Raw genomic sequence first — 22,230 nt, forward strand, 5'->3', positions numbered from 1 at the left:
AACTGCTCAGTACCCGTCAAACTGGGAGCTATCGCAGGCCCGGGCCGATGCAGTGAGGCAGTACCTGATTACGAAGTGGGGCATTGCGCCGGAACGGCTCACCGCCCACGGCTACGGCGACACCCAGCCCATTGCCCCGAACACTACTGAAGAGGGCATGGCCAAGAACCGGCGCACCGAGTTCCGTATCACCGGGCAGCAGTAACCCCTGCTTCTTACGGTACGCCCGCCCGTGAGTACCAAGATGTCCGCGGTGAGGACGCGCCTCCCGGTCATGGGTTGCGTTCTGCTGTCCGCTATCTTCCTTGCTTCCATTGCCGTTGCTCAAGTGAGTTGGCGGAGAGACTATGGTGGGACAAACCACGATGAGGGACGTTCGGTCCAGCAGACTGCTGACGGTGGTTACGTCATCGTAGGCTACACCACTTCCTTCGGTGCAGGCGGTGCTGATGTCTACCTCATCAAGACCGATGCTGAAGGCGATACGCTCTGGACCAGAACCTATGGGGGGACAAGAGACGACTGGGGTAACTGCGTGCAGCAAACGTCGGATGGCGGCTACATCGTCGCGGGCTGGACCGCGTCGTTTGGCGCAGGCAACAGAGATGTCTATCTTGTCAAGACCAACGCATCTGGCGACACGCTATGGACCAGAACCTATGGGGGGGTAAACGAGGACGAGGGCAACTCCGTACGACAGACTGCAGATGGAGGGTATGTCGTCGCAGGCCATACCTATTCCTTCGGCGCGGAACACGGTGATGTTTACATCATCAAGACCGATGCTCAAGGCGACACACTCTGGAGCAGGATATATGGAGGATCCAGCTACGATGAGGGCAACTCAGTCCAACAGACTACCGATGGCGGTTACATCGCCGCGGGCTATACATATTCCTTTGGCGGCGGGACGCCGACCACCTGCAACGTCTACCTTGTCAGGACCAATGCCTCGGGCGACACGCTCTGGACCAACACCTATGGAGACTCGCTTGACGATCGCGGCAGCTCAGTCCAGCAGACTGCCGACAGCGGTTACATCATCACAGGCTTTACGTGCTCCTTCGGGGCAGGCGGTGGCGATGTCTATCTCATCAAGACCAACGCTCAAGGCGACACGCTCTGGACCAGAACCTATGGCGGGAGAAACGAAGATGAGGGCTACTCGGTGCGACAGACTGCCGATAGCGGCTACATCATTACGGGCTTTACGAGCTCCTTCGGGGCAGGCAGCGGCGACGTCTATCTCATCAAGACCAACGCTCAAGGCGACACGCTCTGGACCAGAACCTATGGCGGGGCAAATGACGACGAAGGCTACTCGGTCCAACAGACTGCCGACAGCGGCTACATCATCACGGGCTGTACCTATTCCTTCGGTGCAGGAGGCGGTGACGTCTATCTCATCAAGACCGACGCCAATGGCAACGTTGGTATTGAAGAACCCTCGACTCCGCGTCCTGCAGGGCCGACTCGCTTCCTGGTTCAGCCCAATCCCTTCTCGTCGTTTGCCCGCGTACCCGGACATGAAACCGAACTCTTTGCTCTTTCGGATGTCGCCGGCCGGCAAGTCGCTGTCTGCAAGGGCGACAGAGTCGGCGAAGGACTTCGGCCTGGAGTTTACTTCTTGTCGCCGGTCGGCTCCAGGACCGGTAGAGCCTTCGTTCAGACTATCATCAAAGCAGCTTTCTGAACGATGGTCTGCCGGAACCAAGGCGCAGACATCAAGTCGCGAAATGTGACCCGGAAAGTCCACGCTCACGGCTTGGTCATTCTGCTGTCAGCTATCTGTCTTGCCTCAGGTGCCGACAAGGGTGTTTCCGTCCGACAGGCCCAGCACGGCAGCGAGTCGGGATGGTCCGCCAAGGCGTCGGGCACGCCCTCTCCAGAATACCCGGACACGATCGTCGCGACGATACCATGCGGTGGAGTACCCGAGAATGCAAGAGCGACCCTCGACGGCAAGCTCGTGTACATCCTAGACGGCACGTCCGACTCGGTAACCGTGGTGAGGACATGGGACAACTCAATTGCGGCGACGTTCCATCTTGCCGGTCGTCCGAGCTTTGCGATTCCATCCCCGGACGGGCAGTACATGTTCATCAGCAGCTCTCAAAGCCGCCATACGGTCTCCAAGGTCCGCATTTCGGACGACACGATCGTGGGTCAGATAAGACTGCTTCCTGACCCACACGACATGACGTTCGTCCAGAACGGTGAGTACTTATACGTGAGCATCTTCCGGTCGCATCATAACCAAGTTGCCGTGTTGCGGACATCCGACTGCTCTCTGGTCGGCTATATTACTGTGGGCGCTGACCCATCGGGGATTGTCGCGACTGCTGACGGGCAACACTGTTACGTGGCATGCGCGTTCTCGGACTCCGTATACGTCCTGCGGACCTCCGACAACACGATTGAGGCGATGATCCCTACGCACGACCGGCCGGTCGACGTCGCCTTGTCCCCGGCCGGAGATCTGCTGTACGTCGCTTGTGAGGTCGGCGATTGCGTGGACGTCATTCGCACTTCAGACAGGCAGATGGTGACCTCGATCCCGGTTTCGAGCGGTCCAGACGGACTGGCGCTTTCCCCGAATGGCGAGTACCTGTACGCATCGGCATTCTGGATGAATTGCCTGTCCATAATCAAAACTTCGGACTACAGCATTGTGAAGGAACTGTGGGACTGGAATGGCCCCAGGCGCGGGGCCTTCCTGCCTGACGGGTCGATGCTGTACGTCCCTACTGCGAACGAAGGCTGCGTCAAGGTCGTCGGCAACAGCGACGTCGGCCCGACAGCGATTCTGTCGCCTGCCGGGACTCGTGAATCCGCCAGCGTGTGCGTGCCGCGTGCGGTCGTTCGTGGCTTGGGTCTGACCTCTACGGTCTTCCCGGTGACGATGAACATCGGTTCGGACTATTCGCAGACAATACAGGAGACATTGGCGGCGCGTGAGGACACGGTCGTTTTCCCTCCTTGGACTGCCAGACTAACTGGAACGCTCCCGGTCATGTGCTTCACGTCGCTTGGCGGGGACGAGAACACGACCAATGATACCATCGGTGGCTTGGTTCAAGTGGTCCCCCCGCCGAGGCACGATGTCGGTGCTGTTGCGATTCTCGCGCCGCCTGGCTTGTTGCGCGCCGGGGACACCGTGATGCCGAAGGTAAGAATCAAGAACTTCGGAAACACTGCGGAGCGACTCTTCGGCGTCCAGTTCCGCATCAGTACCGGCTACAACCAGACGGTGACTGTAACGCAGGCACTATCACCTGACTCCACCATGGACCTGACATACTCAGAATGGATAGCGCCGCCGGGCCAATGGGCGGTAAGTTGCTCGACGATGCTTGGGAATGACATGAATCGTGCCAACGACAAGGTCAGTTCCTCGGTACAGACGTACGCACAGTCGTTACAGATTGGGCCGGACCAGTCGGACCAGCTCCAGGCGGGCCAAGACAAGACCTATCGATTCTATGCTCTGGTTCAGGGAGACACTGGCGGGGTCGTAGAACTGAAAATGGGGACAGTCCCACTGAGCGCGGGGACGCGCGGTACAGTCCCCATTTTCACGTCTGAGCCGCCGGGCTGGAGCCTCAGGCTCTGCAACGCGACCGGCGCGAAGGACCTGACGGATACGGATGGTGACGGAATACCCGACCTTGGTTACGTAGCGCCGGGCGAGACAAGCTGGTTCTCGCTCGACGTCACGGCGTCTGCTGGTTTGATTGGCGATACGGCGTCGCTTGCTCAACGGACGTTCCTGATAGCCGGGCACTTGGGCAATGACACGCTGGTAGCTGACACTGCCGTCTTGAACCTGACCCTCATGCCGGGCTTCTCCATCCACAACTTCCCGAACCCATTCAGCACGAGCACCTCATTTGTCATCGGCCTGCCCGAGGCCGGCAAAGTAAGCCTCACCATCTACACCCGTGCCGGGGAAAGAGTGCGTAGAATGGTGACCAGTGACCAATCACCAATGACCGCCGGAGTCCACATCTTGCCTTGGGATGGAACCAATGACAATGGCCGACGTGCCGCGCCGGGCACCTACGAGTACGTGCTCGACTACGTGCACGGTGACAAAACCGACCGTATCCACAAGAGACTGGTGGTGTCAGGACAATGAACGGACGTGAGACTAACCGCAGATTACGCAGATTTCGCAGATGTTCTCGAAATCGGAACCGAATCTGCGGGAATCTGTGGAATCTGTGGATGTCCGCTCCGACTCCATGTTGACAAATCCCGGGACAGTTCTATCATTGATCAAGGAGGCGCGATGAAGAGAATCGCACTGTTAGTCTTCGTCGTAGCGGTTACATCCATTTGCTCCGGCCAATGGCTGGAGCGCCAGGTAGTGATTGGCGACACCTTCGGCGGCATCAGTCTTGTCGACGGGGGTGGGGTCGTCGTGAATCCCATCTCCGGCAGCGTCTACATCGAATCGAACCCCGTACAGATCTTCAACCCTGTCACCATGCAGAAGCTGCGCAATCCCGGCACGTCGGGAAGGGTCATCTTCTGTCCGCCAGGCGGCAAGGGATACGTGGTCAGCGATTCGCTCGTCATCCTCGGCGCTGTAAAAGACGAAGTCATCGGCACGGCCCTGCTGCCGTTCGCGCCGGACCTATACGTCTACAGCCGGACATCGAATCGGCTCTATTTCGGGTCCTATGGCGACCCGGACCTGGTCGTGTTTGACCCGGACGGTGACTCCATACAAACGACGGTTACCGTCGGGTTCGATTGTCAGGCGCTGCTCTGGGACACGACCCGGAACCGTGTGTACATCGGTGGCTCCACCGACACGACCGCGGAACTGGGAATCCTGGACTGCTCCGGCGACACGATGCTGCCGGGCATCGAGACCGGCCTGATGGAAGTCAAGCCTCTCGCCCTCAGCACCGTCTCACACAAAATCTACTGCTGGGGAGTCGACAGCAATGACGTAAGCCGGTACTTCGTTGTCAGCACGGATTCGCTGAAGGTTGTCGACACCCTGCCCGCGTTGTCGGGCACAGACGTCATCGCCTACAGCCCGACAACCGACCGGCTCTACGCGGCCAACTACGGCGATACGGAAATCTGCATAGTTGACTGCCGCAGCGATGCGATACTGGCGACACGCGACGTCGGCATGAGGGTGTCCGTCATGACTGCGAGCAGCCTCACCGGAAAGCTGTACGTTGCGAGCTATGATTCATCACTGATTCTGGTGATGGACACGACCGACGCGGTCATCGGCTCCGTACTGCCCCCATCGGCGCGCACCGACGCCGTCACCGCCCTTACGTTCCGGCCCGACCGGAACCGGCTCTACGGCGTGACCGGAGGCAGCGTTGTTTTCACCATCGATGCCGGAGCCGACACTGTCCTGGATTCTACAAACTACGCGACCGTCACGGCCACCAAGATGATTCACAACCCCGCCGGCAACAAGCTCTACGCGTTCTGTCCCGGCATCGCCGACGTTCTGGTTTTCGACACCACGTTCGGGACGCCGAAGCACATTCGCGGCGGAGTCACCAGCAGCAATGCATTGCCGGTGCTGAACCCGGCACTGAACCGCATCTACGTTGCCGACGCCAACTACCTGCGGGTCATAGACTGCAACTCCGATAGCCTGCTCGGGAGCAAACCCACGCACGGAATCAGCCACCCGCTGCCGGTCATGGTTCCGTACCTCAACAAACTCTACGTCTTCCCGGGTACGAGCAGCAGCCTCGACCCAGTGTTCGCTTATGATGTTCTCAAGGACACGGTTACCTCTGTCTTCGCCTTGTCGAATGATGTGCCATGCGCGGTTTACGACCAGCGCTCCAACCGTATCTTCCTGGCATGCCAGGCTGCGCCGACCATCCGTGTGTTAGACCCGGCAACCGACTCGGTGGTCAAGACACTCGACCTCGGCGGCGGCTCCAATCACGGGAGGATGGCGCTCAACCCCGACCTCGGCCGTCTCTATTACACCGACCAGGGGTTGGACCGCGTGTACACGATTGACGTGCTGGGCGACTCGGTCATCGCTTCCCAGGGCCTCCCATGGAACATCGATACCATGTTCCTTGACCGGCGGCTCGGCAAGCTGTTCCTGTGCAGCAGAACCTCGGGCTCGGTGCTCGTCTTCGACTGCGGACAGGGCGCGATAGTCGACACTCTTGCCGCCGCATTCCGATACGCCGGACTGATGAACGACCGGAACGACAAACTCTACCTGAGATACGGCGCGGTCGTGGACTGCCGCTACGACTCGGTCGTCACCCTGCTCCCGCCCGGATCGCAGACCCCTCGCAGCATGGCCTGGGACGCGATTGACAACCGCGTATTCCAGGCGCCCATCAGCCGTATATACGTATACCGGGACAATCTGAACGGAATTGAAGATGCCAAACCTGCGAGCCTCAGGCCGGCGCTTGCCGTGCTCGGCAACCCGGTCCGGAACGCGGTCGGATTGAGACTTCAGATTCCACGCGGTCAGACCGGCAGCCTGACGCTTTGCGACGTCGCGGGCAGGCTGGTCCGTTCGTTCTCTGTTGCTCGCACCGGGATGCTGAACCTGGACTTGCGCTCAATGTCGGCCGGCGTCTACTTCGTCCGACTGGAGATGGGTGCTTCCGAGACCACCACCAAGATCATAGTCCAGCACTAGCAGCAAGGAAGCACGCCTCCACAGCGATGCGAGGAACGCACAGCACCTGTTGCTGTCATAACGGCTGCTCTGCCATGAGAGTCGGGCTGTTCTCCTAGCCGACACCACTGACGTAGCGTGACCAGCGCAGTCGTTAGACAATCACGGCCGGGAAACCAGACAACGGGGCTTCGCCGCAGCCTGAAGGGCGAGCAGGGGATAGACCACGAGGTTGAGGTCGCACAGACGTAGACGTTAACGACCTCCTGGATCTTAGTCTCTGTTGCGTAGACCTGACCGATGGCTGCCTCTTGCAGTGTGAGCGTGTCGTCACGCTGACCCGTTGGCGTCGCTTGCAGGCGCTTGAGATTGTGTCTTCCTATCCAGCGTTGGGTTCTCATCCTTGGTGGCAGTGATGTTCCTCCCACATCAACTCCGGTGGATCTGCTACCATAGTGTGCCATGGCGGAAGTTAGTTACTACTGGCTGAGAAGAAGCGGTATAAGTCACTAGAGTTTAAGCTATTATAAGGTCCTTGCCACAGCCAGCCAGGGCACTGGGGGAGTCACTCCCCCAGTGACTCCCCGAGTTACTCGCCGAGTGACTTACCCAGTCACTTACCGAGTGAGTCACCCGGTGACATACCGAGTGACTTGCCGAGTGAGTCTCTAGGTTACTCGGCGAGTGACTTGCGGGGTGAGTCGGTGAGTGACATGCCCAGTCACTTGCCGAATGAGTTGCCGAGTGACTGGGTGAGTGATTCGGCCACTGACTTACCGACTGATTCTCTGAGTGACTGGGCAGGTGACTCTCCGAGTGAATTACCGAGTTACTTGCCGAGTGCTTCTATGATGGACAATCAGTCTGCCGGCAAAAGAAGCGTTCGGGGCAGCATCGGTCATCTCAAGGTAGGATATTCGCGACGAGGCGCTGACTTCGGCGATGCGAGAAGCGCGGTGACGGGCTTTCGCTTGGGCCATCAGAGGAGCGGCACTGTCGCCGCATTCCTAGCCTCGCGGGGCGTGTACAGAGTCGAATGTGATGGCTGCTGGTTTAGGTCGAGACTAGTCAGCTGCGCGGGGTGGTTCGGGGGACGCGGCCGTCCTTCGTTTGAACAGAACGTAGTCGCAGCGATGTGTGGCTGGGTAGTAGAACGCGGCTATGGGATGGTAGAGGTCCGGGAACCTTGAGTCGTACGCCAAGCCATGATAGTGGAATGAGTACCCCAAGTCGTACGGGTCCCCGCTTTCGGTGTGATACAGCACGTAGTCAGCGCGAACACTGTCTATGACAAGATCGCGCACATGCTTGTCGATTTCCTGAACCCTCTCCTCTGGTAGTTTGTCGATGAGGTAGTCGCTGTAGTTCATCTTGTAGAAGTAGTGAGCCAGAGGGCCGTTCACGAGCCCAATGATGTCGAATGTCTTGAGTCCCGAGTAAAATGGTATTGCGCCCACATCCTGCATGACAACCACACTCCCCGGATCACAGTTCTCTTTGAGATAGCGGGCAATTTCCGGGTAGATGCTTATCGACCCGGAGAGGGGAAAGAGGGAAAGATACCTGTACGGCCTCGATTCCGGTGTTGCGTTCATCGACCTCCACACCACCAGCGAATGGCGCAGTTGCAGCACGACGCATGCCAGTGACAATACCAGGCCGCATATGCGTCCGAACCCGAGGGCGCGACCGGGTTTTGCCTTCTTGTCGCGCGGCAGCAGCGGGAAGAGAGCTGCAATTGCCATGATCGGCAACACGTGGAGAAGGAAACGGAAGTGGGGGAAATTGACGTCGCCGCCGATGTAGAGGACGTATACCAGATAGACATAGGGAACGAATACCATGAAGCGGGCGAACTTGCTCAGTCTACGCCACGCGGCGAGGCCCGCCAGTGGCAGCAACAGGTAGAACCAGTTTGGTGCGACTCGGAACATGTCGCGGAAGTAGCGGATGCCCCACAGCGAAACACGGGTCTTGATCGTGCCGGCGGATTTCACGTAGAACGTATTTGGCACCGGGTATCCGAAGTAAACCAGGCGGAACGCAGTAAGCCCTGCTGCCATTGCCAGGAAGACTGAAGTCCATATCAAGAAGCTTCGGTCCTTTCGCCCGAACAGCAACCTGGCAAGCCATGTTATTGCAAAGAACATGAAGCCGTCCGGACGCGTGTAGAAGAGCAACCCGAAGAAGATCGCGGACAGCCAGCCTCCGCCGTCGAATTCGCGTGCCGCCATGTACAACGCAAGCAGCACTAGAAAGCAGAAGAGCTGAGTTTCTATCCCGTTGACAGCGTAGAGCGTGAACGAAGTGTGCAGCGCGAGCACGCCAGGAGGAACGAGGGATATCCACCATGGTGCGTTTGGGGCCACACGACGGAAGAGTCGCACCATCAAGAACAAGTTCGCGGCGGAGAGAATCATGAGCGTGACCTTGGAGAACCACAGGACACTGATTCCCAAGAACGATGGAATCGCGCAGTACAGCATCCAGAGGAAGTTTGTGAAGCCTTCAACGTGTTCACCTGGGTTGAAGGCAAGCCCCAGCCCATCGACCAGGTTGTGGGAGTAACGGAATGTTATGAATGCGTCGTCAACGGTGTAGTTTAGGAAGAACGTCTGGACAGCCAACGACGCAATGGCTATCAGAGCGAGTAGTAGCCAGTCACGTTGAGTAAGGTCCCACCAGTCCCTTTGCGCGGCGGAACGGGCAGATGCCTTGCCGCCGGCCGGAAGGGCGCCAACCCGCTTGCTGGCCTTCACTTAGTCCACCGGGACAACTCGTCGCGTGCCCGACTCAGAGTCTGTTCTTGTTCGTGCAGCGTCTTCTCAAAGAATTCGCGGCGGCGCAGCAGTTCCTGCTGGGCGCGCACGCGGGTGGTGACGTCGAAGGCGACGTCGAGGATACCAATCACCGTTCCGCCCGGACCCAGCCATGGCTGTTTGCTGATGTGGTACCAGGCAGCGTTGGGGCCGGCACCGTCGGGCAGGGCAATCTCCAGCTCCGCCGATTGCGCGCGTTCAAGCACCTGTCGGTCTTGCGAGACGATGAGGGACGAGACCTTGGAGCTGTAGATCTCGAGGTCGGTCTTGCCTATTACCGAGTCGCCTGCGTTGGCCCCCATCATTTTCATCGCGCCGGGACTGGCCATCGTGTAGCGGAGGTTGTGGTCTTTGAGCGTGACAATGAGGTCGGGCACTGCCATCATGGCGTTGAGTTTCGCCTCCGCGTCGCGCCAGGCCAGCTCCGCTCGTTTCCGCTGCGAGACATTGCGTATCATCGCCAGGACGCCGGCTCCGTAGGGATAGACCGATACCGCAAACCAGCCCGCGTACTTCTCGCGGCCATCCTGGTAGAAGCCTTCGTGGTGTTCAGACACATGCTCAAGCAGCACTTTCCGGAAGATCGGGCCGAAGCCGCTTTTCTCAATGTCCGGATAGACTTCCCAGAGCCGCTTGCCGATTGCTTCACTGGTGGCGATGCGGGTTTCTTTCTCCGCGCCCGGGCTCCAGTCGCGGACAATCCACTCGTTGTCCATCGTGAAGACGCCGTCGCTGTAGCTGGTCACGATGGCGGAGATGTTCCGTTCTCGCTCGCGCAGCGTGTCTTCGACCCGGCGCGATTCGGTGATGTCGATGAGCAGTTCGTCGAAGACTCGCTTGCCGGCGTACGTGCTCACCGAGCCGCGGACCGCGAGCCAGTATACCGCGCCGGTGGTCATGTGGACGACCCGGAACTTGTAGTCATCCGGATACGCGCCCGTCTTGCGGGCCGACGCCTCAGTCGATTTGACCTGCTCGATGTCATCCGGGTGGATGCGGCTGAAGAAGGCGGGATTGTCGACGAAAATCGTGTCGCGCTTGATGCCCCAGAAGTTCTCCACCGCCGGGCTGATGGCCAGTATCCGCCCTTCCTCGGCGAAACGCACGACGACATAGCCGTGTGCCGACTCGACGAGCGACCGGTAGCGTTCTTCGCTTTCGCGCAGGGCCGTCTCCAGCTTGCGGCGCTGGAATTCGATGTCGCGGGCATCCGCGCCCGGCGGCGGCGCCGCTTCGTACGCGGCGGGCGCGGCCGCGAGTCGCATCCCGTTCTCTTTGACTTCCTGTTCGAGCTTCTTCAATTCGGTCAGTTCTTCGTACATCACGGCAATACGGGTGACCTGTCCTTCGCTGTCGAGCATCGGGAAGACGGTGGCGCGGAAGCAGATCTTGCGGCCCGGAATGCCCGGTAAGCCGATCTCGGTCGGGTCGTACCAGGTGGGCGGAGTCTCGACCCGGGCGCCGGCCAGGACGCGCCGCAGTTGCGGTTCCAGCAGCCCCGCGCGCTTCAGTCCGCGCTCGTCGAAGAGCGCGATGCCGGGTGGCGGGACCTTGCCGAGCAGCCGCTCGGCTGCCTTGTTGCTGCGGAGCGGCTTGCCCGCGGGCGAGAAGAGCTCGATGCCCACCGGGCTGGAATCGACGAAGCCGTCGAAGGCCGCGCCGGCGCGCAGTTCGGCCCGGGAACGCTCGGCGTCCTCGAATGCCGCCTGTTCTTCGGCTTCGCGTCGCGGGTCACGGCTGCGGGGGGGCATTGCCTCAGACCTCAGTCGGCCGCCGGCTCTCGGCCGCAGGCAGGTGCAGAGATAGTCATGTTTGAGACCGCGTCAGGATATTGGATAACCGACAGGAGTCAATGTCGGTTTCCCCATGGGCGGAAAACGCAGAGATCAGAAATCAGAAACCAGAATGCAGAGTGGCCGATGTCCGTGCTTCTGGTAGCTGCTATCTGAATTCTGAATTCCGATTTGTCAGGTTCCTCGTTGGAAAGAGCCGGCGGTCAGAATCGAACTGACGACCTGCGGTTTACGAAACCGCTGCTCTACCGACTGAGCCACGCCGGCGCCGTGCGATTGTAGCCGGCACGTGGCAAGAGTCAAGCGAAGTGTGGTTCCACGGAACCGATATCGAAGCCACGAAGGACACGAAATGAACGAGGAGACCAGCCGCAGATTACTCAGAGGTTCCGGAATCCGGACCTGAATCTGCGGAATCTGTGAAATCTGTGGATGTCTGCCTCGGCTTCGTTTCGCTGCGTTCTTGCGGCCATCTATTCGTACTCAGGGCGGTTGGTGGCTGCGGCCCGGGGAATGCATCCGGCTTGCACGCCGTCGTCTTGTCGCTAGAATGCACTAGTGCAGTACGTCGACCGACGGCAGGTTTGCGGTTCCGCTTCCTTGGTTGTGAATTCCGGTGAGGAGGTAGTCTTGAGGCACACAATTCCGGCATTGGTCGCAGGCATCCTGTTCCTGGCCACACTCTGCATGGGCTACGGTGGGTTTGAGGTAACCAGCACGTTCAACAGCATGGGAGGCCTGAACGACAGGCTTGATTCGCTCAATCGGCAACAGTTGGGGACCGGTCATTTCACCTACGGGGCTCCTTTGTGGTGGTACGGCGGGCATGGCGGCGGTCAGGTCGGTCCGGTGACGCTGGGTGGTTCCGGGGCGCTGACGTGGCGAGCCAACCAGGCGGATTCCGTGAAAGGCCAGCTGATCGCCGTCCGGGCGAATCTCGAGGTCGGGTTTCCCTACGTTCCCAACCAGTGGCTCTTGTTCAGGCCTTGCGTTGAGCTTGGCGGCGCCGGCACGCTGGTCTACGCACAGACCTTCAGCGCGAGTTCCAAGTGGTGGTTCGCTTCCTGGACCATCGGCGCCACGCCCGGTGTCGAGGCGATGGGCATGCTGCCGACGTCATCGGAGTCCTTCATCGGGCTATTTCTGAAGGCCGGCTACTTCATTCCATTCTCGGGGCCGACATGGTTCGGAGACAAGAATCCTCCGGCATTGAGTTTGCGCGGTTTCTCACTTCAGTTGGGGGTTCGCTTCGGAAAGAACTACACTCCAACAGAAGAGGCGTTGCCCGGCGACTGACGCCTCCGGGTGCCACGCGGCCCATTAGCGTAAGCCTCGTCCTGCAGCAGTGTTAAGACAGTTGTTCGAGTCTGCTGTCGTCGGCGTACGATGCTGAATCCGGACGAAAACAGAGGCAACCCAGATACCGGCCGCTCGTCTAAACAAGATAACAACGTGAATGATACTCTGGAAGTGACCGAGATAAAGCCTCAGACCGGCGAACCACTTGCCTTCGAGCGCCTCTACGAGTTGTACCGAGGTCGGGTCTTCAATACCGCCTACCGCATGCTTTCCAACCGTGCCGACGCTGAGGACGTCACGCAGGACGTCTTCGTGAAGGTCTTCAAGAAACTGAGTTCGTTCCGTGGCGAGTCCGCGGTCTCGACGTGGATATATCGAATAGCGGTTAACGCGTGTCTCGACTTCAGGCGGCGGCGACGGCTGCGTCAGACCGTGTCCATCGACGATGGCATGGAGGTCGGCTCCACGCCGCTGAGTGTTGGCCGGTTGATAGAGAGCGCCCTGCCCAAGATGGCTGAGGGTTACCGGCAGGTTTTCGTGCTGCACGACATCCAGGGATTGAAGCATGAGGAGATCGGCAAGATTCTGGGCATAACCGACGGCGCGAGTAAGTCGCAGCTTCACCGCGCGCGCGCCTTCCTGCGGCGCGAGCTGGCCCCGTATCTTGAGGATCGTCACTGGATGAAGGGAGAGTAGGTTGCCAGGGCCGAAGTCAGAAGTCAGAATGCAGAAGTCAGTTGGCAAAGTGGAAACGGGAAATGGCAAAGTCCGGACTTGGGATTTTCCACTTTCCCCCTTCTCTTTCCCCAGCGACACAAATAGAAAGGCACGCTTTGGAGCAACACTGTTCTGAAGAGATTCTGAGCGCGTACCTTGACGGCGACCTTGACGGTGAGGCGGCGGGCAGGGCGGCGGAACACATTGCCGAATGCACGGTTTGCCGCCGTTCGCTGGCGCAGGTCCGGGCCATCCGCGACGCCGCCCCGGAAATGGAACAATTTGTGCCTTCGGGCCGGACATGGTCGGGAGTCCAGGAGCGGATCCGTGGTTCGAAGGCCCACAGCCGCCGTCTGACCAGGTTGTTCTGGGTCGGGTTACCGGCGCTGGCCGTCGTACTGCTGGTTGTGTTCCTGGCCGGCGTGATCAGGACTCCGTCCCAGCCGACCGTCAGCCGTTGGCTGTCGTCCGTCGGCCGGAAGCCGTCCGTTTCCGAACTGAGCAGGGACAAGGCGGCACAGGAAGCCGCACAAGAATACGGCGAGTACGTGCAAGGCATCGAGCAGGCGATTCAGGAGTGCCGTACTGCCATGGACCAGAACCCCGGCAACGCGCGCGTCCGCGCCGCCTACGTCGGGGCCACGGGTGACCGCCAGCGAGCGATGGACAGGTTCGTGTCCGGCGGGTACTGAGGAGCCAGGCATGAAGAGTGAAGAGAGAAGAGAGATGTTCGGGTTCAGGCCCTTCACCTTTCTGACTTCGCTGTTCTCGCTTGGCGTCGGCGTCGTTCTGGCCGGGCCGGTGGTGGTGACTCGCAGGATTGAGAAGCAGTTCCCGCTTGCTCGGCTCAAACGGACGGTCGTCGTTCATCGGTACGGTAACGTCACAATCACGGGAACTAACGGTGAACGCGCGCTGGTCGACGCGCTGGTCCGCGTCAGCGCCGGAGACCGGAAGCTGGCCGAGGACTTCGCGCGGAATACCGACATTCAGGCGGCCGGACAAGGCGACTCTTTCGTGATTACCACGGCGTATCCTCCATCTGCTGCCGGCGATTCGCAACTGGGGTACGAAGTGGACGTGAGTATCATGTTACCCTCCGCTGAGTCCGCGCTGGTGCGCAACTCGTTCGGTGACGTGAGAATCGCCGGAATGGACGGCAACTGCGGCGTGTCGAACCGGTTCGGCGACGTCGAGGTGGACCAGTGCGACCGCTGCGAGGTCGAGAACTCCCACGGCAGGATCCGTCTGGCCGGTACGCGGGGCCTGGCCGTGGTGAGGAGTTCATACGGCGACGTGGACTTGCGGCTTGCCGCCGGACCGGTACAGGTGACGAACCGCTATGGGACGGTTTACACGCAGCAGTCCGACGGTGATGTGACAATCGACAACCAGTTCGGGAACGTCTTCGCTCGTCCGGACCGCGGCGCCCTGTCTATCACCAACCGCTACGGCGATGTCAATGCGTGGGTGAGCGACGCCGAACTCGGGGCCCTGCGCATCATGTCGCGGCTCGGGCGGGTCGACCTGAGCCTCGGTGACCAGGTGCCGTTCCACATCGACGCGACCGCCCGTCAGGGGCGGATTACGTCCGGCCTGCCGTTCGAAGTCCGTGGGGTCGGCACGGGTCAGGAAGTGACAGCACAACAGGGAACGGGAGGGCCGCAAATCGACCTGCAAGGTGAGTGGAGCGACTTCGTCATCCACGATGTGTCCGAGACCATTCCGAACTCGCCGGTAAGAGAAAGGTAGGTGTGTTCATGAAGAGTCTGCGTTTGTTCCTGCTGCTGGCGCCGGTGCTGGCGTTGGCTTCAGCGGTCCCTGCCGGACAGAGCACGACCGGCGACTCGTCCGCGGTCAAGCGAGGATGGCTTGGCGTCTACACCGACGAACTGAGCAAGCCTATGCTGGCGGCCCTGGACGTCGACCACGGCGTGCTCGTCACGGAGGTCGCCGATGGGTCTCCGGCGGCAAAGGCCGGGGTCGAGGTCGGCGACGTCATAACTTCGCTCGACGGAGCGGCCGCCAGTGATGGTTCAGCGCTGCGCTGGGCAGTGCGCGACCGGCCGGGACAGCGGGTCACGCTCAAGGTGCGACGCCGCGGCAGGGAGAAGGCCCTCGATGTCACGCTCGCGACCCGGGAGGAAGCCGTGGGGACATTCGACTTCGAGTGGCCGGCGCTGCCCGGCGAAGCGTTGCGGGAGGTCGGACGGGCACTGCAGGAAGCCGGGCCGACGCTGAAACGTGAGCTGGACGGCGGCGAGGCCATACCCGGACTGAGGCGCGAACTTGAGCAGTCCGGTCTGACCGTCGATTCTCTGCGCGGGCAGATGCAGGAGTTGAGGAACGAGCTGAACGAGCTGCGGGACAGGCTGGGCCAGAAGCAGAAGAGTCAATAAGCGTTCGCCTCCTTGTGTCAAGAGCGGGGCCTCGTGGCCCCGCTCGTTTCATCCCGTACCGGCCCAAATCAGCCGTCACCCGCCAGCACCCCCCACAGGCATTCATGAATCGGAACCGGCCGGCCCGCCTTTGACGAGACATGAGCATTCTGCTTGACTCCAGAAAACGGGAGGCTAATATTCGGCCAACAAGGGTGTCGAGAGCGGCGAAAGGGGCTTCGTCGCATCGGTCTTCTCGACACCAGGTTGTGCTGGACCGGACGACCGAAACCACAAAGGAGGAGAAGATGATGGGTCGTTCTCGTCTGCTGCATAGCGGCAGTACGCAAGGCGCTGCCGGAATCGTCGTGTCGCTGGCCCTGCTAGCTGCGGCCAGCGTGGGCGGAGCGTCCGTTTTCACCAAATCATATTCGTGCGTGTCCGGCCCGAGCGGGAGAGACTCGAGTTAGCAGGTGAGGAGAATCGTGTCTGGAAGAAACTCGTCGCTCTCGCAGGCGCTCGTGTGGAGTAGAATGGGTGACGCAGGTAATCGGGTCACCGCAAGCATCTACGTGGTGGTGGAACCCTCCAGTTCAAAGAGAATGACTCGGGTCGTGAAACTCGGATGATTCGCTGGAAGGAGGATTGAACGTGTCGCTTGCCTGTCTGAAGCTGTTCCAGATTGAGGAAGAGCCTGGCGACGATGGGGGTGTGCAGAGCTTTGGTTCTGGCCACACGTATGTCACCCGTCTCCGCGACTGCTCGCCGAATCCGTTCGCCAGAGGGACTTCGGTTAACTATGAGCTCGCACAATACGGGCCAGTTGAGATCACGGTGCATGACGTATTGGGTCGGCTCGTGCGGCGGCTGGAGAGCGGCCCTCGTCAGAGAGGCATTCATGTCGCGCGGTGGGACGGCACCGACAACCGTGGCCGCGTCGTGCCTGCTGGTGTGTACTTCGTGCGCCTGTCTGCCGGCGGCAAAGCCTCGACTGGACGTATGACGCTAGTCAGGTAGTATCTAACAGGCGGGGAGGTGGAATCCGCCTCCCCGCCGCATACTATCACGCGTTACTTACTTTTGCTGTTAGCAGGATGCGCCACGATGCTCACTGGCATGAGCATGAGGCGAATCGCCCGAATCCCGGCTGGGCCATATGGTGTGGCGGATGGCCGCGTCTTGTGCGGCGACTTCAACCACGATTCCCTTCCTGACATGTACTTCTTCTATACACCCAGCGCATGCCACGAGACTTGGGAGTTTCAAGGCTGGAACCGATTCAAGCTCGTTTTCGAGGATACGAATGCGACCCGGCCTCACGGCGTAAACATGCGGTGCGCCATTCCCTTCGCGGCCGGCGACATTGACGGGGACGGACTTACAGATGTGGTGTGCATTACCGTCGAATATGACTCCTCTAACCCTAACATAGAGTACGATGACGTCATAACCGTCGAGAGCCCTGACAGCGTAAGCTATCCGAGCCGGCTTTCCTGGTACTACCGGTGCGGGAACAACTTCGCGATTCCATTTCTCACTGACTACCTCCCGGACATGGATGGAGATGGGCATAAGGGGATTTTCAGCGCCACGCCCGGTATTGGGACATGCATTTGGGAGAACACAGGCAACGATCAGAATCAACTCGTGTGGCGCGACACCACGCATGCATTCAGTTGCATGACCGTCGGCGACTTCGACATGGACGGCAAGATGAAGTTCGCCTCTGCCTCGGCTGCTAGCAACGGAGTCGTGTCTGTCCGGGAATGCACGCCCGATGACCAGTATCAGGTTGTGTATCAGGACACCGTTGGACAGCCGAATGGGGACGATGCGTTCATGACCAAAGACATTGATGGCGACGGCCTGCCCGAGTTCTACATTGCGTTCGAGAACGTCCCGCGCGGCAAGATATACCTCTGCATGTGGCAGGCAAATCAGGTTGGCAGCGACGTGTATCACCGCACGCTGGTGGATTCACTGTATTTCGGAGGGACCGACTGGGGCAGAATCAGCGAGTGCGGCGACATCGACGGCGACGGGATAGACGAGTGCATCTGGACCACGCCCGCCCAAATCAACGTGTACAAAGCCGTCTACGGCAACAAACGAGGGCGACCAGTGCAGCCGTTGCAGGAAGTTTGGCACTGGAACAGCGACCACGGTTCCATGCAATCGCTGGTGAGCACAGTGTATGACGTGAACAACGACGGCTACAAGGAGTTGATTACCGCGGGCAACGGGAAGATATCCATATTCGAGGTCGATGCGGTTGACCTCAAGTCGCCAACCCACGGCTCGTACAAAGTCGGCGACACGGTCCCAATCCGCTGGACCACCCATTCGCCGCCGCGCTGCGACTCGCTGTCGCTGTTCCTGAGGCGCGGTATTACACCCTCACCCCTCCCTCCCCCTCAAGGGGGAGGGAATAGAAGGGAGGGGGAGTTGGGCGATTCGGTGTGGCTTCTCGACACGATAGCAACTGGTTTACCTGGGACCGACACTCTGTATCGCTGGGTCGTGCCTTCGGGCGTACCTGACTCCGGCCGTATCGTCGTGATGGCCTATGGTCCGGGCCATCAGTGGGACATGTCGGACAGCGTCATTACCTTCATCGGCGGCGGCGTGGCGGAAGGAAGCCAGAAAGTGCCGCTCCGCTGGTCGCTCTCCGTCAGCCCGAACCCGGCTCGCGGCGCATTCTCTGTGCGCTACGAAGTACCTTCGTCCCTCACCCTCGCCCTCTCCCAGAGGGAGAGGGAAGGGGTGAGGGTCATGTCCCTCGGTATCTACGATGTTGACGGCAGACTCGTCCGTTCCCTGTCCGACGGACAAGCCTCGCCAGGTAGGCACGAGGTCCGCATCCCCTCGAACGTCCTTCCTGCCGGGGTCTACTTCTGCACAATGACCGTTGAGAACAAGCGCTTCAGCAAGAAGGTTGTTCTGACCGAATAGGTTTGCTCCAAGCCCGCCGAGAGAACGCTGCTCGCGGAAACGCGGGCAGCCTTTCTTGATTCTCTATCGGGTGGGACAAAAGCCAGGTGGGGGCTTGCGTCAGCGGAACTTGGATCTTGGCAAAGGTAGTCCCAGAGGCCGGGCCAAAGGCATCTCCAGAGTCATTACCAGAGGCCCTGTCAGAGACATTGGCAAAGGCATTGCCAGAGGCCCTGCGAAAGCCATTGGGAGAGGCTTCGCCAAGGGCTCTGCCAAAGGCATTACCAGAGGTAATACCAGAGACCGTGGGAAAGCCATTGCCAGAGACATTGCCAAAGCCATTGGGGGAGGCTTGACCAAGGACTCGACCAGAGGCAATACCAGAGGCCGTGCCAAAGGCATTGCCCAAGACTTTGCCAAAGGCCTTGGGAAAGGCACTGGTAGAGACTCTACCAAAGGCCGTACCAAAGGCTCTGCCAGAGCCTTCGGGGAAGCATCTACCCAGGGACCCCCTCCATGGTCACCACCACCATATGTAGTGGGCGCCGGGCCTGCGACCACAATTCTGCCGGGGAGTGGTCGGCCCAGGGACCGTTCCCCCGGCTGGGTCCGGCGACACAGCGCGAGATACGACGAAACCTACAATTGGTCGTACTTCAAGCCGAACAACTTGCCGAACGACAACGCGAATAACTTGCGGAACAACTGCTGGAACGACTTGAGGAACATGAAAAGGTTCAGGTTGAGGTCGAGGTCGAGATTGAGGTCGAGATACAGGTTGAGACACAGCGCGGGATTCAGCCGAAGGTACAGGTCACGACGCGGCTGAGGACACTTCGGCCCGTACTTCCTGACGTACTTCGGCGGGTACTTCGCGCGACCCAACTGCGGTCGGGACTAAGGCTTCAGGGTTGAGGGCAGGCGATTAGGGATTCGGGAATCAGATTCCTGATATTGGAGGGGGTGCTGGCGGGCGAGATTGGGGACTGGGGAAAGAGAGCCAGATATCGGGGATTGGGGAGTCAGGTCAAGGGGCGGTAGTGTGCCGCCCGTCCGTCATTGTCTGACAAGATGAGCCGGGCCTCCGGGCCCCGCTCGCTTGCCGTGGTAGCTTCGGTTTGACTCTGTCGCAACCGGGCGTAGGATTGGGGGATGCCAAGCACCGCGCCACTCAGGGTTTGCATTGTCACCGACGCGTACCTGCCCTCCGTCGGTGGAATCGAGAACCATGTGTTGCATCTCTCGTCCGAGTTGAAGCGGCTGGGGCATGACGTGGTGGTGGTCACGCACCAACTGCCGCCGGCCTCGTGTCACGTTGAGAGTCAGGTTGAATCGCCCGTGCCGGTTCACCGGCTGGCCGGCGGGCTCATCGTTTTCCACCAGCACGACATCGCGATCGATCCGCGCACGATCGCCTCATTCAAGGCTCTGCTTGACCATGACCATTTTGACATCGTGCACGGCCAGAGCGAGGGTTCGTACCTTGTCTACGAGGCCCTGGCCGCGGCACGACGGCGGAGCGTGCCGACGGTACTGACCAGACATTCGGTGCTTCGTACCAAGCCGGTGGTGCTCAGTTCGCTGCTCGTCGCCGTGACGAAGCTGCTGGTCAGGCGGGCGGACGGTCTGATCGCCGTCAGCCACGCCTGCGCTGAAGAGTCAGTCGGATTCCCGGGGTCGATCCGCGTCATTCCCAATGGCGTGGACACCGATGAGTTCAAGCCGCTGCCGGCTGAGCGCACACGTCTGCGCGCGGAGCTGGGCTTTACCGATGATGATATCGTGCTCGGCTACGTCGGCAGGCTGCATCCGGCAAAGGGCATAAGTTTCCTTCTCGACGCGTTTGCGAGGCTGCATGAAGCGAGGCCGGCACTGAAGCTGCTGATTGCCGGGCCCGGCCCCTTGCGCGGCGCCGTCGAGGAGCGAGCGCGGGTTTCGTCCGGCGCAATACGGCTGCTCGACCCTCAGCCATACGACAAAGTAGCTTCGTGGCTGAATACGCTCGACGCCTTCGCGCTTCCGTCCCGGGGTGAGGCGTTCGGCATATCGCTGCTCGAAGCAATGGCCTGCGGGCTACCGTCGGTCGCATTCGGGCGTTGGGGCGTCAGGGACTTCGTCATTGACGGCGCGACCGGGCTACTGGCCGACTCGCCGGCTGACTTCAGTGAGAAACTGGCGCGGCTGGTGTCGGACCAGGGTTTCCGAGAACGGCTGGGTCGGGCGGCGCGCAGGAGCGTGGAGGAGAGGTTCTCGTGGCCGCGTGTCGCGGCCGAGACGGCTGAGTTCTATCGCGAGCTGATTGCCGGCTAGGGTATTCCCTGGCGGACCACCGAACCTACCGCAGTATGGTTGACCAGCTTCCCTTTCCAGCGGACAGCGGCCGCGAAGAACACCATGTCATCTGAATCGAACCACGTTGCCGGCAGATAGACGGTCCAGGTTCCGCCCGCGCGCGTGCAGATCGGATTGGCAATGAGCGGTGCGGAGTCCGTACGCGCCGGTTCGGCCAGGGCCTGCGCCTCATTCGATGAGTCTTTCCTGATATCGATGGTCCGCGCCACCTGCTCCGGCCCACGCGACCATACATACAGTCGGTAGTTGAATCCCGGCACGGGCGCGCGCGCCAGATAGAGCCTGAACACCTTGGGTTGGCCGCGAGGCAGGGACGCGGTGAGGCTGTCAATCCGCGGCACGGGCATGAACCCCAACGCCGGCGCATCGCCCTTTGCGGTGCCACTGTCGTTCTCGACCCGTTCAAACAGCTCGTTCCGTGCGACGTAGCCGCTGAGGTCGGCCAGGCCGAATTCGGTGAACTGGCTCCAGTGACTGTTGAGTGCAGCCCGCTTTCTGATGATTTCCTGCGTGCTAATCGGCAGCGTGTACCAGACTTGTCCGGGTCCGCGGAGCCCCTCGGGAGGGTTGAGTTCGTCCTGCTGGTTGAGGCTCGGAGAGTGCGGACGGTGGACGATATAGTAGTATGCTGCGGGGAATTTCCCGGTTTCGCGCAGATGCCATAGCCCGATGATGGGCGCGAGGGTCGCACCCGCTGCCCAGTGGTCGGGGTGGACGTCCAGAGGATGGGGAAAGATCACGAGGTCGGCACGGTGCCCGGCGATCAGGTCATACAGGTCTTCCGTCACGGCTTCTCCCACGTAGTCGTGCCCGGCGCAACCATACGGGTTGTGAGTCACCCTGGTGTGCGGAGACGTCACCGGCACTTTGTCGTAGTAATGTTCGAAGATAAGCTGGTCCATAGCGCCATCAGGATAGCCGAGGAAGACAAGCTGTGTGGTGTCGAGACCGAGCAGGCAAGCGTCGGCTCTGGCTTCCTTGATGCGGGTGCGGCCGAGTTCTAGGTAGTCCTTCGGGCCCGGGGACATGTTACCGGTGACGCGCCAGGCCGATGTCCAGGAACCATCACCGGCTGTTACGTAGACAACCCAGACCGAGTCGCCGAGCGCGAGCGCCTGCTGTATCAGTCCGCCGCAGGCCAGCACCTCGTCATCGGGGTGCGGCGCTACAATGAGGATGCGTTCATTGGGCTGGAGGTGAAGTGTGTCGAGGCCAACGGCAAGCCCCTGGCCGGCAAAGAGAGAAGTAAGAAGAGAGAAGAGTGAAACCCGGATCAGGTATTCACACTTCGCCATTCTCTC

17 protein-coding genes and 1 tRNA gene are annotated in these 22,230 nt (G+C 60.4%); 13 read left to right on the plus strand and 5 right to left on the minus strand.

The annotated features are described in order from the left end of the window. From VMH22_02070 to VMH22_02085, 4 genes are all read left to right on the plus strand, one after another. Window positions 1-205 (plus strand): OmpA family protein (locus VMH22_02070; GenBank protein HTW90477.1); only part of this gene is annotated, 205 nt, incomplete at its 5' end. Window positions 206-328: 123 nt separating this feature from the next. Beyond that, window positions 329-1,693: a hypothetical protein gene (locus tag VMH22_02075; GenBank protein ID HTW90478.1), complete on the plus strand. Its 1,365-nt coding sequence runs from the start codon at window positions 329-331 to the stop codon at window positions 1,691-1,693. 72 nt (window positions 1,694-1,765) lie between these two features. Next, window positions 1,766-4,138 carry a FlgD immunoglobulin-like domain containing protein gene (locus tag VMH22_02080; protein ID HTW90479.1) on the plus strand — a complete coding sequence of 791 codons (2,373 nt, stop codon included), beginning with the start codon at window positions 1,766-1,768 and terminating at the stop codon, window positions 4,136-4,138. 153 nt (window positions 4,139-4,291) lie between these two features. Beyond that, complete coding sequence (locus VMH22_02085; GenBank protein HTW90480.1) at window positions 4,292-6,661, plus strand: T9SS type A sorting domain-containing protein; 2,370 nt, start codon at window positions 4,292-4,294, stop codon at window positions 6,659-6,661. 1,043 nt (window positions 6,662-7,704) lie between these two features. On the opposite strand, the gene VMH22_02090 is transcribed toward VMH22_02085, so the two are convergent. The 3 genes from VMH22_02090 to VMH22_02100 form a co-directional block, all read right to left on the minus strand. Continuing rightward, window positions 7,705-9,399: a hypothetical protein gene (locus VMH22_02090; GenBank protein HTW90481.1), complete on the minus strand. Its 1,695-nt coding sequence runs from the start codon at window positions 9,397-9,399 to the stop codon at window positions 7,705-7,707. Next, window positions 9,396-11,210 (minus strand): PAS domain S-box protein, encoded by a 1,815-nt coding sequence (locus VMH22_02095; protein HTW90482.1) that lies wholly within the window; start codon window positions 11,208-11,210, stop codon window positions 9,396-9,398. The genes VMH22_02090 and VMH22_02095 overlap by 4 nt, the downstream gene beginning before the upstream one ends. Before the next feature lie 236 nt (window positions 11,211-11,446). Continuing rightward, window positions 11,447-11,519, minus strand: a tRNA-Thr gene (locus VMH22_02100). Between the two features lie 363 nt (window positions 11,520-11,882). Between VMH22_02100 and VMH22_02105 the strand changes: the two genes are divergently transcribed. From VMH22_02105 to VMH22_02140, 8 genes are all read left to right on the plus strand, one after another. Further along, window positions 11,883-12,548 carry a hypothetical protein gene (locus tag VMH22_02105; GenBank protein HTW90483.1) on the plus strand — a complete coding sequence of 222 codons (666 nt, stop codon included), beginning with the start codon at window positions 11,883-11,885 and terminating at the stop codon, window positions 12,546-12,548. Between the two features lie 156 nt (window positions 12,549-12,704). Beyond that, window positions 12,705-13,247, plus strand: coding sequence for a sigma-70 family RNA polymerase sigma factor (locus tag VMH22_02110; protein HTW90484.1), 543 nt, complete (start codon window positions 12,705-12,707; stop codon window positions 13,245-13,247). Between the two features lie 137 nt (window positions 13,248-13,384). Continuing rightward, window positions 13,385-13,960: a zf-HC2 domain-containing protein gene (locus tag VMH22_02115; GenBank protein HTW90485.1), complete on the plus strand. Its 576-nt coding sequence runs from the start codon at window positions 13,385-13,387 to the stop codon at window positions 13,958-13,960. Between the two features lie 10 nt (window positions 13,961-13,970). Beyond that, window positions 13,971-15,020 (plus strand): hypothetical protein, encoded by a 1,050-nt coding sequence (locus VMH22_02120; protein HTW90486.1) that lies wholly within the window; start codon window positions 13,971-13,973, stop codon window positions 15,018-15,020. 8 nt (window positions 15,021-15,028) lie between these two features. Then, window positions 15,029-15,667 carry a PDZ domain-containing protein gene (locus tag VMH22_02125; protein ID HTW90487.1) on the plus strand — a complete coding sequence of 213 codons (639 nt, stop codon included), beginning with the start codon at window positions 15,029-15,031 and terminating at the stop codon, window positions 15,665-15,667. 287 nt (window positions 15,668-15,954) lie between these two features. After that, entirely contained in the window at window positions 15,955-16,116 is a 162-nt protein-coding gene (locus VMH22_02130) for a hypothetical protein (protein HTW90488.1), read from the plus strand. 181 nt (window positions 16,117-16,297) lie between these two features. Then, window positions 16,298-16,663, plus strand: a complete 366-nt coding sequence (locus tag VMH22_02135; GenBank protein HTW90489.1) for a FlgD immunoglobulin-like domain containing protein — start codon at window positions 16,298-16,300, stop codon at window positions 16,661-16,663. Window positions 16,664-16,762: 99 nt separating this feature from the next. Continuing rightward, window positions 16,763-18,598, plus strand: a complete 1,836-nt coding sequence (locus VMH22_02140; GenBank protein ID HTW90490.1) for a T9SS type A sorting domain-containing protein — start codon at window positions 16,763-16,765, stop codon at window positions 18,596-18,598. A gap of 618 nt (window positions 18,599-19,216) precedes the next feature. On the opposite strand, the gene VMH22_02145 is transcribed toward VMH22_02140, so the two are convergent. Next, entirely contained in the window at window positions 19,217-19,462 is a 246-nt protein-coding gene (locus VMH22_02145) for a hypothetical protein (protein ID HTW90491.1), read from the minus strand. A gap of 267 nt (window positions 19,463-19,729) precedes the next feature. Between VMH22_02145 and VMH22_02150 the strand changes: the two genes are divergently transcribed. After that, entirely contained in the window at window positions 19,730-20,887 is a 1,158-nt protein-coding gene (locus VMH22_02150; GenBank protein ID HTW90492.1) for a glycosyltransferase family 4 protein, read from the plus strand. Here the strand turns inward: VMH22_02150 and VMH22_02155 are convergent. Next, window positions 20,884-22,224, minus strand: coding sequence for a PIG-L family deacetylase (locus VMH22_02155; GenBank protein ID HTW90493.1), 1,341 nt, complete (start codon window positions 22,222-22,224; stop codon window positions 20,884-20,886). The genes VMH22_02150 and VMH22_02155 overlap by 4 nt on opposite strands. Between the last annotated feature and the right edge of the window lie 6 nt (window positions 22,225-22,230).

It is taken from the genome of bacterium, assembly GCA_035505375.1.
GTDB lineage: Bacteria > Hydrothermota > Tepidihabitantia > Tepidihabitantales > Tepidihabitantaceae > UBA2258.

What these genes read in the sequence shown, in the direction of transcription:
- VMH22_02085 (HTW90480.1), top strand. Translation starts at nt 4,292, where the DNA reads ATGAAGAGAATCGCACTGTTAGTCTTCGTCGTAGCGGTTACATCCATT.
- VMH22_02095 (HTW90482.1), bottom strand. Translation starts at nt 11,210, where the DNA reads ATGCCCCCCCGCAGCCGTGACCCGCGACGCGAAGCCGAAGAACAGGCG.
- VMH22_02120 (HTW90486.1), top strand. Translation starts at nt 13,971, where the DNA reads ATGAAGAGTGAAGAGAGAAGAGAGATGTTCGGGTTCAGGCCCTTCACC.
- VMH22_02125 (HTW90487.1), top strand. Translation starts at nt 15,029, where the DNA reads ATGAAGAGTCTGCGTTTGTTCCTGCTGCTGGCGCCGGTGCTGGCGTTG.
- VMH22_02130 (HTW90488.1), top strand. Translation starts at nt 15,955, where the DNA reads ATGATGGGTCGTTCTCGTCTGCTGCATAGCGGCAGTACGCAAGGCGCT.
- VMH22_02140 (HTW90490.1), top strand. Translation starts at nt 16,763, where the DNA reads ATGAGCATGAGGCGAATCGCCCGAATCCCGGCTGGGCCATATGGTGTG.
- VMH22_02150 (HTW90492.1), top strand. Translation starts at nt 19,730, where the DNA reads ATGCCAAGCACCGCGCCACTCAGGGTTTGCATTGTCACCGACGCGTAC.
- VMH22_02155 (HTW90493.1), bottom strand. Translation starts at nt 22,224, where the DNA reads ATGGCGAAGTGTGAATACCTGATCCGGGTTTCACTCTTCTCTCTTCTT.